The following is a 12,475-nucleotide window of genomic DNA, read 5'->3' as shown; positions in this document are numbered from 1 at the left end:
ATGCCCGGCCCCTCGTTCAGCAGCCGTTCGCGGCTGCTGCGTTACGTTCTGTTTGCCATTGGCTGGCTGAGCGTAGCGCTGGGGGTTCTGGGGATCTTCCTGCCGGTACTGCCCACCACCCCCTTTCTGCTCTTGGCTGCCGCCTGCTTTGCGCGCAGTTCCCCACGGTTTTACCAGTGGCTGGTCGAACACCCTCGACTGGGGCCCTGGATCCGCGACTACCTCGACGGTAACGGCATCCCGCTCAAGGCCAAGGTCTATGCCATTGGTTTGATGTGGCTGAGCATTGGCGTCTCCTGCTACCTGGTGCCGTTGCCTTGGGCGCGAGGGTTTATGCTGCTCAGCGCGGTGCTGGTGAGCATTTATATCCTGCGCCAGAAAACCCTGGAAAAACGCTGAAGATCAAAAGATCGCGAGGCGAGCTCGCTCCTACGGAGGGGAGTTTGTGACGTGGTTGCGCTGGTAGGTCTCGGCGCCCATGGCTTCGATCTGCCCTTCAATCAGTGCTTCAAACGGGCGCAGCAGTGGTGCATAGGACGCAGGGGCTTCGAGGATGTCCAGCGCCTGCGCGATGGCTTCCACGGTCGACAAAGCCCCAGGCCCCGGCGCCTTGCGCAGGCGGTAACGGGACACCGCGCCCTCGGGCAAGGTCACCCGCGGCAACTGCGCCAGCAACGGGTTGAGGTGCAGCAATTTGCGCGCCTTGCGCCATGTGCCATCGGGTACCACCAACAGCAGTTTTTCAGTTGCCGCAGCAGCCGCTTGCAGCGGTTGCGCGTCCTCCCCCGGAAACAACAACCGCGCTTGATATCCCGGCGGGTTGAGCAGCGTATGCAAATCCTCAAACACTTCACCCACTCGCAGCTCAGCGTTGGTCAGCCCCAGAGCCGCCAACCGCGCGGTGTTCAGCGCATGATTGACTTCGCTGGGGTGCTGTAACAGCAAGACGCGGGTGTGGCTGTCCAGCTGTGGGATCAAGTCGCACAGGCAGTGCGTTTGCGGGCGCAAGCAGCGAGGGCATTGGGCACGGGACATAGCGATAACGCTCTCTTCAAGGTTGATTTAGCTGCGCTTTGAGCAGGTCGCGAAACGTTTGAATCAGCGGCTCACGGCTACGGCCACGGCGCACGATCATCGAAAACGGTGCCTGATATCCAAAGGTGGCCGGTAGCAGCACGCGCAAGTCACCCTTCTCGACCCACGGCTCGGCGTAATGCTCGGGCAAGTAACCAATGTAGGCGCCGGAGAGCACCAGGATCAGTTGAGCCTCCATGCTGTCGACGGTGGCCGCGCTGTGTTTAAAGCCGTGCCGTGCCAGCTCGGCCTGGCTCCAGTAGCCGCGCCCGACCATGCGTTGCTGGGTGATCACCGGCTCGGGGATTCGCCGCTCAGCGAACAAGGGGTGCCGCGTACTGCAATACAGCCAATGCTGTTCACGGTACAGCGGCTGGTAAACCAGACCGCTCATGCGCGACGAAAACGCACCGATGGCCAGATCAAGCCGGTTGTCTTGTACCCCGAGCTGCAATTCGTAAGGGCTCATGACGGACAGGTGCAAGTGCACCGCCGGGTGCTCCTGGCTGTAGGCGCCAATGGCTTCGGCAAAGGGCAAGGCTTTGTCGCTGACTGTGGAGTCGATCACCCCCAGGTTCAAGGTGCCGCGCAGTTCACCCTTGAGCGCGGCGGCGTACTGTTCAAAGCCTTCCAGCTCGCCCAATAGACGCAGGGTTTCCTGGTGAAACAGCTCGCCCTTGCTGGTGAGGCTGAACCCGCCGCGCCCCCGATGGCACAGCACCAGCCCCAGATTGGCCTCCAGTTGGCTCATGTAGGTGCTGATGGCCGACGTCGACAGGTTGAGTTCCTGCTGCGCCGTAGCGAAACCCTGGTGCCGGACCACGCTGGCAAAGATTCGCAATAGTTTTAGATCGGGTAAAGCGTTGGCCATGAATGACTCACTTTTCACTGTAGGAGCGAGCTTGTCTCGCGATCTTTTCACGATCAAAAGATCGCGAGACAAGCTCGCTCCTACCCGTGGCGCGTATATTTTAGGCTCGGAGTCTAACTCGGAGCTGCGCATTAGTTTAGAAAAATCTGAACTAAGTATTTGCCCGTAGGGATTCTTCCCGCCGCCGGCCTTTCGCAGAATCGACCGCCATAACCACAACAAACGACGAGGTCTTTCCCGTGGATAAAATTCTTCACCAACCACTGGGCGGCAATGAAATGCCGCGCTTCGCCGGCATTGCCACCATGATGCGCCTGCCCCATCTGCAATCCGCCGCCGGTCTGGATGCCGCCTTTGTCGGCGTGCCATTGGACATCGGTACGTCATTGCGCGCAGGCACCCGTTTCGGCCCTCGCGAGATCCGCGCCGAATCCGTGATGATCCGCCCTTACAACATGGCCACCGGCGCTGCCCCGTTCGACTCGCTGTCGGTCGCGGATATCGGCGACGTGGCAATCAACACTTTCAACCTGCTGGACGCCGTGCGCATCATCGAAGAAGCCTACGATGACATCCTCGAGCACAACGTGATCCCGTTGACGCTGGGTGGCGACCACACCATTACCCTGCCGATCCTGCGCGCCATTCACAAAAAGCACGGCAAAGTTGGCCTGGTGCATATCGATGCACACGCCGATGTGAACGATCACATGTTTGGCGAAAAAATTGCCCACGGCACCACGTTCCGCCGCGCCGCCGAAGAAGGCTTGCTGGACTGTGACCGTGTCGTGCAAATCGGCCTGCGTGCACAGGGCTATACCGCTGAAGACTTCAACTGGAGCCGCAAACAGGGGTTCCGCGTGGTGCAGGCCGAAGAGTGCTGGCACAAGTCGCTGGCCCCGTTGATGGCTGAAGTTCGCGAAAAAGTCGGCAATGGCCCGGTGTACCTGAGCTTTGATATCGACGGCATCGACCCGGCCTGGGCGCCTGGCACCGGCACCCCGGAAATCGGCGGCCTGACCACCATTCAGGCGATTGAGATTATTCGCGGCTGCCAAGGCCTCGACCTGATCGGTTGCGATCTGGTAGAAGTCTCGCCGCCTTACGACACCACCGGCAATACCTCACTGCTGGGCGCGAACTTGCTGTACGAAATGCTCTGCGTCTTGCCGGGAGTCACTCACCGCTAAACCCCGCCTCCAGACGGGATGAAGGGTTCGAGGTGCCCTCGTGCACCTCGAACAGCGCCCTCGCCGGCCTGCCGGCTGACCGGGCCGTTTTTGTGCATGACGCGGCCAGCGAGCGGCGCATGCAAGGGGAGCAATTCTTTAGCCAGGATCGCGCGGCTCCGGCCTTCAAGACCTGAGTCAGCACACAAGAACAAAAGGCCTTTGGCTGGCCTGTTACGAATGTTTGTCCGCTTTGCCGGAAAGGCTGCCGCCCCCTTAGCCAGTGTGATCGGAGATGATCATGAATAATAAAAACAGCCCCAATAATGCGGGCCACATTAATTCACCAGGAGTTGACCCGACTCCGAACAACGCACGCCGAACCGGACTCAGGGATGTATTTCGTCTGTTTTTGGGCAACGCGCGCGCCACGCAATACACCCAACGCCACACCCGAAACACCGGTGATGCCACCCATCGCCTGATCGCCTCATAAAAAAAATAATCGGAGACTCGCCATCATGGCTTTAGACCTAATAGTCGTCCTTATCTACGCTGCGGCAATGCTGGTGCTGGGTTACTACGGCATGCGCAAGGCAAAAACCCACGAAGAATACCTGGTCGCCGGGCGCAACCTGGGCCCGACGCTGTACATGGGCACCATGGCCGCCACAGTGCTGGGCGGTGCTTCAACCGTCGGTACGGTGCGTTTGGGTTATGTACACGGGATATCAGGCTTCTGGCTGTGTGCGGCCCTGGGTTGCGGGATCATCGCGCTCAACCTGTTCCTGGCCAAGCCGCTGCTCAAGCTGAAAATCTTTACCGTGACCCAAGTGCTGGAAAAACGTTACAACCCGATGGCTCGCCAGGCGAGCGCGGTGATTATGCTGGCTTACGCGCTGATGATCGGCGTGACCTCCATTTTGGCGATCGGCACCGTGCTTGAAGTGTTGTTCGGCCTGCCGTTCTGGGTATCAGTGGTGCTCGGCGGTGGCGTGGTGGTGGTGTACTCGACCATTGGCGGGATGTGGTCACTGACCCTGACTGACATCGTGCAGTTCGTGATCAAGACCGTGGGCCTGATGTTCGTGCTGCTGCCGATCTGTCTGTACCGTGTCGGCGGCTGGGATGAGTTGGTGAGCAAACTGCCAGCGTCGAACTTCAGCTTCACCAGCATCGGCTGGGACACCATCATCACCTACTTCATGATTTACTTCTTCGGCATTCTGATCGGCCAGGACATTTGGCAGCGTGTATTCACCGCCAAGACTGACAAGGTGGCCAAGTACGCCGGTACGTTCGCAGGGTTCTACTGCATCCTTTACGGCCTGACCTGCGCCTTGATCGGCATGGCAGCCCATGTGCTGATCCCGGACCTGGGCAACGTCAACAACGCATTCGCCGCCATCGTTAAGGTTTCGCTGCCGGACGGCATTCGCGGGCTGGTGATTGCAGCCGCCCTGGCCGCCATGATGTCCACCGCCAGTGCCGGCTTGCTCGCCGCCTCCACCGTATTGACCGAAGACCTGCTGCCCAAGCTGCGCGGCGGCAAGCAGTCGAGCCTGAAGATCAACCGCCTGTTCACCATGCTCACTGGCCTTGTGGTGCTGGCGATTGCTTTGGTGGTGAGCGACGTTATCAGCGCCCTCACGCTGGCCTATAACCTGCTGGTTGGCGGTATGCTGGTGCCATTGATTGGTGCGATCTACTGGAAGCGCGCTACGACGGCAGGCGCCATCAGCAGCATGAGCCTGGGCTTTATCACGGCGCTGATTTTCATGATCAAGGATGGTCTGGACGCCAATACGCCTATCTACTACAGCCTGGCTGTAGGGCTTATCAGCTTTATCGTGGTCAGCTTGCTGGATCGGCGCCCGGCCACAGTGGCCAGCGCTGCCTGATACCCACTTTCTTCAGCGGGCGCGACGTCGGAGCTCGTGCCCGTTTTTTTCGATATCAGGCGATCACGCTGCCACCGTCTTAACGGCGACGTTGCGGACGGCGACGCGAGTCTTCGACAGGGATCGGAATCGGTTGCAGTGGAGGCTCAATCAGGCCCAGTGCAACGCCGACGTCATGCAGCCAGTTTTTCAGTTTGTCTTTCATATTTCCCCCTTGGGGCCACACTTACGACCGGATTCCTTGGTCGCTTCGTACAGATAATAGTCCTAAGTCCTACAAGATGCTTGCTTAAGGTCAATGAACTTTAGGCTAATCCTCCTCTTTTCAAGTCAGGCCGATGCTAGTTGTGGTGCAACTTCTACGTTGCTTTTGAAGGACGCCGTCTGCTGCAACGTTATCCACGCATTCAAGTTGGCGCCCAGCATGCCCTTTCGCCACATCAACCACGTAGTGGCAGAGGCAAAAGGTTGTTTCAAGGGATGTACGCCGACACTTTCACGGCCCGGCAAGCTGGCCAGCATCGAAGCTGGCATCAACGCCACCCCCGACCCCGCCACCACGCACGCCAGCATGCCCTGATAGGACTCAATCTCCATCACACGGCCCATCGCCGCCCGGTCGCTGGCGTACCAGGCCTCAAGACGGGTTCGGTAAGAACAGCCCTGGCGGAAGGCGAACACCTCACGGCCCTGCACGTCCTGGGCGCGGGTGATGGGTGGATGATCCAGATCGCTGATCATCACCAGTTGCTCTTCACAAAACTCAACGCCATCGAGCCCGGCCAGTTCCAGCGGGCCGTCCACCAGCGCCGCATCCAGACGCCCGGTGAGCAAACCTTCGAGCAATTCCCCGCTCGGCGCCGACTGCACGTGCAGGTTCACTGCCGGGTAGGCGCGGTGGTAGCGGGCCAACAAAGCGGGTAAATGGATCGCCGCGGTGCTGTACATCGTGCCAAGGGTGAATTTGCCGGACGGCACGCCGCCCTGTACCGCGCCCAGCGCCTCATCGCGCAGGGCGAACAGGCGTGCGGTGTAATCGAGCAGCACCTTGCCCGCCGGGGACAATTGCAAACGCTGGCGCTCACGCATGAACAGCTCTACACCCATTTGCTCTTCAAGTTGTTTGAGCCGGGTCGACAGATTGGAAGGTACGCGGTGCAGACGTTCAGCTGCACGGGTGATCGAACCTTCTTCGGCCACGGCCTGAAAAATTCGTAATTGGCTGAATTCCACACCATTCTCCAAAACTGAATAAGTCACTCACTATTATTCAATTTTATAGAAAGTCAATCACCGCTAGCCTGACGGTCATTGTCACTGCCCGGAAATCAATAGCATGTCAGCCCTGACTCGCTTACTCGCCAGCTTTATCGCCCTCATGATGGCCATGGGGATTGGCCGTTTTTCACTCACCCCGCAACTGCCACACTTGATCAGCGAAGGTCAGATCGACTTGACCGGCGCCGGGCTGATTGCCGCCGCCAACTATCTGGGCTATTTGATCGGGGCGCTGGATGCCATTCGTGCCAGACGCCCGGAGCAAGTCCGTGGTCGACTTCACACCGGCTTATGGCTGTGCGTGGTGCTGACGCTGATTTCGTACTGGGCACAAGGCTTCTGGCCGCATTTGCTGCTGCGCTTTGGTGCCGGGGTGGCGAGCGCCTGGGTGATGGTGATGATCACCGCGCTGAGCCAGCAAATCGCGGTCAGTGCTGACCGCCCGCGCCTGGGCGCCCTGGTGTTCGCCGGGCCCGGCATTGGCGTGGTGCTGACCGGATTGCTCGCGCTATTTGCCAACGTTCAGGGGCAAAAATCGTCCATGTTGTGGCTGATCTACGCGGTGGCCGCCTTGCTCATGCTGCTGGTGATCATGCCGATCCTGCCACCCGCCAACGGCCTTGCTCCGCACATGCAGACGGCGCCCACAAGCCCACGCCACCCCGGTATCACCCGTCTGGGAGCCATTTATGCGCTGTATGGCTTGGGGTACATCATTCCGGCGACCTTTTTGTCGCAAATGGCCAGCGCGCAATTTCGCGGTCAATGGCAAGCCGATTTGTTCTGGCCAGCTTTCGGCCTGTGCGCGGCCATTGGCGTGGTGCTGATCAGCTTTCACCGGCCCTCGCCGCGCACCACTCGCCTGTGGCTGATGGCCGCGCTGTGGGTGCAGGCGGCCGGCGTGCTGGCATGTTTGCTGCCCAGCAGTGCGGGCCTGGCGCTGGGGGTGGCTTTATGCGGCACGCCGTTCCTGGCCTGCATGCCGCTGGTGATGCAAAGCTCGCGCGACATCGCCCCCCACGCCACTCAGCGCAATGCCGCCTTGCTCACCGCCTGCTTTGCCGTCGGCCAACTGGGCGGGCCTTTGCTGGCAGCCGTCAGCAGCCATTTCAGTGGCGGCCTGCACCCGGCGCTGATCATCGCGGCCAGCGGCCTGGTGCTGGCCGGGGTACTGGCCTTGCAACTGGTTAATTTTGTAGCAGTGCGCGCACCTTGCGACGCACCCACTGCTCCGCGCTGACAAAAGTGATACCTAGCAGCACCAGCACCGCGCCCACGGCGAAGTTGAAGCTTAATGGCTCATCCAGTATCAACACGCCAAAGGTCACCCCGAACAAGGGCGTCATAAACGAAAACACGGCCAGATTGGAGGCCAGGTAACGCTTGAGCAGCCAAAACCACATCAGGTAGCTGAAAAAAGACACCACCAGGCCCTGAAACAAGACGCTGCCAATGGCCAGCCCGGTAAAGCTGAAGTGGGTGATCTGCCCTGTGGCAAGGGCAATCACCAGCAGGCCGATAAAGCCCACGATCAACTGGTAAAACAGGGTCAGCGTGACCGGCGCCTCAGAGAGCCTGGAGCCGCGCACCACCACAGTGGTGACGCCCCAGGCCATGCCCGCCAGCACGCCGTAGGCATCGCCAAGCAAAACGTCGGGGTCCATATCTGCGAACGACATGCCGCCGGCAAAGGAGAATGCAATGCCCAGAAACGCGAGGAAGATCCCCAACCACTGCAGCGGCCGCAGACGCTCACTGGGCAACAACCAGTTCACCCCCAGCGCGGTAAAAATCGGCGCGGTATAGAGGAACACCGACATGTGCGCCGCGCTGGTCAGGTGCAGCCCCTGCGCGATAAAGAAAAACTCCAGGCCAAACAAACTGCCTGCGAGCAGTCCGCCGCGCCAAGTGGATGGCACCTGGTCCCAGCCACCCTTCCAGCAAATCACCAGCCCCACCAGCAGCGCCGAGATGCCCGAGCGGGCCATGGCCTGCATGATCGGGGAAATATCAGGTGCAGCCACTTTGATCAGTACCTGCTGGACACCCCAGATCAGGCAAAGCCCCAGCATGACTTGCAGTGCAAAAGCATCCGTTGCTCGCCGCGAACCACTCATAGCCACACCCAAAAGATAAAAACAGCGCAGGCCGCTGGTTTAAACCAGTTCGATGCGGTCCGCGTGGATCACAATCTTGCCTTCCTTGTAGAGCGCACCAATGGCCTTCTTGAAGTTGCCCTTGCTGACGCCAAACAGGTTGCTGATCTGCTCAGGTGCACTTTTATCACTGACCGGCAGTACGCCATTGTTTTCACGCAACTTGCTGAGGATCTTCGAGTTCAGGCTGCTGGAGGCCTCCTGACCGACCGGCTGCAAACTCAGGCTGATCTTGCCGTCGGCACGAACTTCCTTGATATAGCCTTTTTCTTGCTTGCCCGCGCGCAGGAACTTGAACACTTCGTTCTTGTGGATCAAGCCCCAGTGCTTGTTGTTGATCACGGCTTTAAAGCCCATGTCCGTGGCCTCAGCCACCAGCAGATCAACTTCCTGGCCCACCTGGTAGTTGGCCGGGGTTTTGTCCAGGTAGCGGTCCAGGCGGGCTGTGGCGGTGATGCGGCGTGTGTGCTTGTCCAGGTAAACGTGCACAACCACATATTCGCCAGCGGTCATCTGGCGTTTTTCTTCGGAATACGGCAATAGCAAATCTTTCGGCAGGCCCCAATCAAGGAAAACACCGATGCTATTAATTTCGACGACTTTAAGACTGGCAAACTCACCGACTTGAACTTTTGGTTTTTCAGTGGTGGCAATTAACTTGTCAGCGCTGTCCAAATAAACAAATACGTTAAGCCAGTCTTCGTCTTCACTGGGAATATCTTTGGGAATATAGCGATTGGGCAACAGGATTTCCCCGTCGGCTCCGCCATCCAGATACAAACCAAAGTTAGTGTGTTTAACCACTTGCAAACTGTTGTAGCGACCGATTAAAGCCATGTCCAATACCCTCATTACGTGGGCAGCATTCTACCCGAGTTTGGCCCGGCAAATTGGAGCCGCGCAGCAAGGCTTTCACATTTTTTACAAAAGGCCTGATTTATCAAGGATTTTTGCCACGACCCAAGGACCACTCGTCAGCCCGGCGCGCCCTCAAGCCCCTGCAGAGCAACGCAAAAACAACCCGATGATATGAATTAAAACAGCGAGTTAGCGGGCGCTTAGAGTGTTGATTATGTGCAATGCCAAGGTGCTTATAATATTTCAGGAGGATATTTAACAAGCAATTGTCAAGCATTTCAGTTACTATCGCTGGCCAAGTTATTTTCTACAGGTGAATAGCCGCCATGCGTGTAAAAGCATCCGCCAGCAAAGTAAAGCCAGCTCCCGCTGTTGAAACCAGTGATTCAATCAATGCGCAAATTGCCGCATTCTTGAAGTCCGGTGGCGAGATCCAGCAAATTGACAAAGGCGTCAGCGGCCAAACTTTCGGCGCATCCAAACAGATTTCGCTGGGTAAAAAGTAATACCCCCCGCTTTATAGTGGTCCTGATGCGCTTTGCCTTCCAAAGCGCTGGGACTCCTGAACCCCCTCCCCTCAAGAAATCGACGAACGGCCCCCATCTGCCGGCATACATCCGTATGCTTGAACCTGTCTAAACCAAGCCTTCGAGCCAATCACTGCATCCAGTTGTCAAGGGAGTGACCTATGCTCACACGAGCGTTACTGCTCACCGGCACATTGCTGTCCAGCGCAGCTGTCAATGCACAGGTGTTTTCACGCGAGCTGGGCGATTTCGACCTCAGAATGGGCACCCAGCCCAGCCGCAGCATGGCCCAAGGCCTCGTCAAGCCGACCAGCCCGGGTTCGACTTTCCATGGCGGCCTGGACCTCACGCACAACAGCGGCTGGTATGTCGGCCAATGGGCGCCCACCATGGGCCTCAAGCCCGGCAGCAATCTGGAAGTCGATTCGTACCTCGGTTACAAACACCCGTTTGACCAGACCCTGAGCTATGAACTGGGGATGATTCATTACAGCTACCCCAAGGTCAGCCCCATGGACAGCCAGCAGTTTTATGCGGGACTGACCGTGTTGGGCACGCGCTTTGGCGCAGCGTTCAGCAATGACCCGGATCGACGCGACAGCACCGTGTTTGCCGATCTGGGCGCCAATCGCACGCTAGGCGTCGGGGTGAGCCTGAAATACACCACCCACCAACTGGGCACGCCGGTATCCATCGCCGATGGCGGCAGCGTGCGTACGTTCAATGATTGGTCGATCACCTTCTCACGGCCCTGGATGGGCGTGAACCTGAACGTGATCTACAGCGACTCCAGCCTCGACGGCGGAGATTGCTCGGCGTACTCGGGGCAAAACCCGCAATGCGATGGGTTACTGACGTTCAAGGCTGAACGTACGTTTTATTGAGAGAGGGATTACAAAGCCGTCCCGTCTTCGACGCCGCGCTGTCGCGCATCAAACAGACCACTGTAGTCGCTGACGAGGTACGAAGGCTGCGATCGGCCTGCGTGGTTTAACGGAGCCTCTTACGGCTTAGATCAAGATCAAAAACCAGATCAAGATCAAAAGATCGCGAGCAAGCTCGCTCCTACAGGGTCTTATGAGCGAGCTTGCCTCGCGATCTTTTGCTCTTAAAAGACCGAGAGGCAAACCTTATCCGTAAACCTTACTCAGCAGCCGGGGCTTCTGGCTTGCGGCGCTTGAGCGGTGCCATGCCGTCCTTGCTGACCAGCGACAGGGCGTCGGTCTTTGGGCGGTTGGCAATTTTGCGTTTGGTCGGGGCCTTGGCGCCGGTCTTTTTCTTGTCGCCTTTGCCGTCAGTCTTTTTCTTCTTCACGCCAACGGCTTTGCCCGAAGCCTTGACCTTTTTCGGCCCGCTGTAGGTGCCTTTGACTTCTTTGATCACACGGCGCTCGAAGCTTTGCTTCAAGTAGCGCTCGATGCTGGACATGAGGTTCCAGTCACCGTGGCAAATCAGCGAGATCGCCAGACCGTCGTTGCCGGCACGGCCAGTTCGGCCAATGCGGTGAACGTATTCGTCGCCGCTGCGCGGCATGTCGAAGTTGATCACCAGATCCAGACCTTCAACGTCCAGACCACGGGCGGCCACGTCGGTGGCGACCAGAATTTTCACGCCGCCCTGCTTCAGGCGATCAATGGCCAGCTTGCGGTCTTTTTGGTCTTTCTCACCGTGCAAGACAAACGCCTTGTACTCCTGAGCGACCAGACGGCCGTAGATGCGGTCGGCCATGGCGCGGGTGTTGGTGAAGACGATGGCTTTTTGATAAGTCTCATTGGCCAGCAGCCAGTTCACGATTTGTTCTTTGTGCTGGTTGTGGTCAGCGGTGATCACTTGCTGACGCGTGGTAGCGTTCAGTTGGCTGACCTGGTTGAGCTGCAAGTGCTCAGGGTTGTTCAAGACTTTGCCGATCATGTCACGCAGGCCCGAACCACCGGTGGTGGCCGAGAACAACATGGTTTGCTGACGGTTCGGGCATTCGTCAACCAGACGCTGCACGTCTTCGGCGAAGCCCATGTCGAGCATGCGGTCAGCTTCGTCGAGTACCAGCACTTCAACTTCGTTGAGTTGCAGGTTGCCGGCGTTCAGTTGCTCCAGCAAACGGCCTGGCGTGCCGATCAGGATGTCAGGCACTTTGCGCAACATGGCGGCCTGCACCTTGAAGTCTTCACCACCGGTGATCAGGCCAGACTTGATGAACGTGAACTGCGAAAAGCGTTCAACTTCTTTCAAGGTTTGCTGCGCCAGCTCGCGGGTCGGCAGCAAAATCAACGCTTTGATGCTGACGCGGATTTTGGCTGGGCCAATCAGGCGATTGAGAATCGGCAGAACGAAAGCGGCGGTTTTGCCACTCCCGGTTTGAGCTGTAACCCGCAGGTCACGCCCCTCGAGCGCGAGCGGGATGGCCGCTGCTTGCACAGGCGTAGGCTCGACAAATTTAAGCTCGGCCACAGCTTTAAGCAGGCGTTCGTGCAGGGCGAAATCGGAAAACACGGGTGCTACCTCGAAGAAATGCGAAAAATCAGCGGCATAGAGTAACGGTTTCGAGCGCTCAGGCCGAGTTTCTTTGCACCAACGGCGCGAAACAAATGCTTTTTTAGGGTCTTTAGTCCAAAGACAGCCCCTAAATCGTCTTGAGATGGTC

General features: G+C 58.3%; 14 protein-coding genes. 7 read left to right on the top strand and 7 right to left on the bottom strand.

The features are described 5' to 3' along the window. Window positions 1-399, top strand: a complete 399-nt coding sequence (locus tag GHO32_RS09560; protein WP_178113866.1) for a YbaN family protein — start codon at window positions 1-3, stop codon at window positions 397-399. A gap of 30 nt (window positions 400-429) precedes the next feature. On the opposite strand, the gene GHO32_RS09555 is transcribed toward GHO32_RS09560, so the two are convergent. Together GHO32_RS09555 and GHO32_RS09550 are read right to left on the bottom strand one after the other, a co-directional pair. After that, on the bottom strand, window positions 430-1,035 hold the full coding sequence (locus tag GHO32_RS09555) for a tRNA-uridine aminocarboxypropyltransferase (protein WP_153336273.1): 606 nt from the start codon (window positions 1,033-1,035) through the stop codon (window positions 430-432). Window positions 1,036-1,051: 16 nt separating this feature from the next. Next, window positions 1,052-1,945 carry a LysR family transcriptional regulator gene (locus GHO32_RS09550; protein ID WP_048371511.1) on the bottom strand — a complete coding sequence of 298 codons (894 nt, stop codon included), beginning with the start codon at window positions 1,943-1,945 and terminating at the stop codon, window positions 1,052-1,054. Between the two features lie 239 nt (window positions 1,946-2,184). Here GHO32_RS09550 and speB point away from each other — a divergent pair, with 239 nt between their 5' ends. From speB to GHO32_RS09535, 3 genes are all read left to right on the top strand, one after another. Next, window positions 2,185-3,135 (top strand): agmatinase, encoded by a 951-nt coding sequence (speB, locus tag GHO32_RS09545; RefSeq protein ID WP_123752006.1) that lies wholly within the window; start codon window positions 2,185-2,187, stop codon window positions 3,133-3,135. 280 nt (window positions 3,136-3,415) lie between these two features. Further along, window positions 3,416-3,610: a hypothetical protein gene (locus tag GHO32_RS09540; protein ID WP_153336274.1), complete on the top strand. Its 195-nt coding sequence runs from the start codon at window positions 3,416-3,418 to the stop codon at window positions 3,608-3,610. Window positions 3,611-3,635: 25 nt separating this feature from the next. Then, the gene (locus tag GHO32_RS09535) at window positions 3,636-5,015 is read left to right on the top strand and encodes a sodium:solute symporter (protein ID WP_153329257.1); all 1,380 of its coding nucleotides are present in this window, start codon (window positions 3,636-3,638) and stop codon (window positions 5,013-5,015) included. A 79-nt stretch (window positions 5,016-5,094) separates the two neighbouring features. Here GHO32_RS09535 and GHO32_RS26815 read toward each other — a convergent pair whose 3' ends face one another. Continuing rightward, window positions 5,095-5,220: a PA1414 family protein gene (locus GHO32_RS26815; RefSeq protein WP_256665531.1), complete on the bottom strand. Its 126-nt coding sequence runs from the start codon at window positions 5,218-5,220 to the stop codon at window positions 5,095-5,097. Between the two features lie 125 nt (window positions 5,221-5,345). Next, window positions 5,346-6,248 (bottom strand): LysR substrate-binding domain-containing protein, encoded by a 903-nt coding sequence (locus tag GHO32_RS09530; protein ID WP_368668436.1) that lies wholly within the window; start codon window positions 6,246-6,248, stop codon window positions 5,346-5,348. A gap of 103 nt (window positions 6,249-6,351) precedes the next feature. Here GHO32_RS09530 and GHO32_RS09525 point away from each other — a divergent pair, with 103 nt between their 5' ends. Then, complete coding sequence (locus GHO32_RS09525; protein WP_153338215.1) at window positions 6,352-7,533, top strand: MFS transporter; 1,182 nt, start codon at window positions 6,352-6,354, stop codon at window positions 7,531-7,533. Here the strand turns inward: GHO32_RS09525 and GHO32_RS09520 are convergent. Both GHO32_RS09520 and GHO32_RS09515 read right to left on the bottom strand, forming a co-directional pair. After that, window positions 7,481-8,410: a DMT family transporter gene (locus GHO32_RS09520; protein ID WP_153335078.1), complete on the bottom strand. Its 930-nt coding sequence runs from the start codon at window positions 8,408-8,410 to the stop codon at window positions 7,481-7,483. The two genes, GHO32_RS09525 and GHO32_RS09520, sit on opposite strands and share 53 nt — an antisense overlap. A 39-nt stretch (window positions 8,411-8,449) precedes the next feature. Beyond that, window positions 8,450-9,286 (bottom strand): S1 RNA-binding domain-containing protein, encoded by an 837-nt coding sequence (locus GHO32_RS09515; protein ID WP_048371524.1) that lies wholly within the window; start codon window positions 9,284-9,286, stop codon window positions 8,450-8,452. Between the two features lie 347 nt (window positions 9,287-9,633). Between GHO32_RS09515 and GHO32_RS09510 the strand changes: the two genes are divergently transcribed. Both GHO32_RS09510 and GHO32_RS09505 read left to right on the top strand, forming a co-directional pair. Beyond that, window positions 9,634-9,813 carry a hypothetical protein gene (locus GHO32_RS09510; protein ID WP_048371526.1) on the top strand — a complete coding sequence of 60 codons (180 nt, stop codon included), beginning with the start codon at window positions 9,634-9,636 and terminating at the stop codon, window positions 9,811-9,813. Between the two features lie 182 nt (window positions 9,814-9,995). Then, complete coding sequence (locus tag GHO32_RS09505) at window positions 9,996-10,718, top strand: TorF family putative porin (RefSeq protein WP_048371529.1); 723 nt, start codon at window positions 9,996-9,998, stop codon at window positions 10,716-10,718. Window positions 10,719-10,977: 259 nt separating this feature from the next. On the opposite strand, the gene GHO32_RS09500 is transcribed toward GHO32_RS09505, so the two are convergent. Next, the gene (locus GHO32_RS09500; RefSeq protein ID WP_048371531.1) at window positions 10,978-12,324 is read right to left on the bottom strand and encodes a DEAD/DEAH box helicase; all 1,347 of its coding nucleotides are present in this window, start codon (window positions 12,322-12,324) and stop codon (window positions 10,978-10,980) included. Window positions 12,325-12,475: the final 151 nt, after the last annotated feature.

The organism is Pseudomonas sp. FSL R10-2189, from assembly GCF_009600325.1.
GTDB lineage: Bacteria > Pseudomonadota > Gammaproteobacteria > Pseudomonadales > Pseudomonadaceae > Aquipseudomonas > Aquipseudomonas helleri.
Note: the sequence above shows the minus strand (reverse complement) of the source record. Positions and strands in the feature narration are given on the sequence as shown.

Bases quoted from the DNA above. Each gene is read 5' to 3' on its own strand.
- GHO32_RS09515 (WP_048371524.1), bottom strand. From the start codon at position 9,286: ATGGCTTTAATCGGTCGCTACAACAGTTTGCAAGTGGTTAAACACACT.
- GHO32_RS09510 (WP_048371526.1), top strand. From the start codon at position 9,634: ATGCGTGTAAAAGCATCCGCCAGCAAAGTAAAGCCAGCTCCCGCTGTT.
- GHO32_RS09520 (WP_153335078.1), bottom strand. From the start codon at position 8,410: ATGAGTGGTTCGCGGCGAGCAACGGATGCTTTTGCACTGCAAGTCATG.
- GHO32_RS26815 (WP_256665531.1), bottom strand. From the start codon at position 5,220: ATGAAAGACAAACTGAAAAACTGGCTGCATGACGTCGGCGTTGCACTG.
- GHO32_RS09540 (WP_153336274.1), top strand. From the start codon at position 3,416: ATGAATAATAAAAACAGCCCCAATAATGCGGGCCACATTAATTCACCA.
- GHO32_RS09555 (WP_153336273.1), bottom strand. From the start codon at position 1,035: ATGTCCCGTGCCCAATGCCCTCGCTGCTTGCGCCCGCAAACGCACTGC.
- GHO32_RS09525 (WP_153338215.1), top strand. From the start codon at position 6,352: ATGTCAGCCCTGACTCGCTTACTCGCCAGCTTTATCGCCCTCATGATG.
- GHO32_RS09560 (WP_178113866.1), top strand. From the start codon at position 1: ATGCCCGGCCCCTCGTTCAGCAGCCGTTCGCGGCTGCTGCGTTACGTT.
- GHO32_RS09505 (WP_048371529.1), top strand. From the start codon at position 9,996: ATGCTCACACGAGCGTTACTGCTCACCGGCACATTGCTGTCCAGCGCA.
- GHO32_RS09535 (WP_153329257.1), top strand. From the start codon at position 3,636: ATGGCTTTAGACCTAATAGTCGTCCTTATCTACGCTGCGGCAATGCTG.
- GHO32_RS09550 (WP_048371511.1), bottom strand. From the start codon at position 1,945: ATGGCCAACGCTTTACCCGATCTAAAACTATTGCGAATCTTTGCCAGC.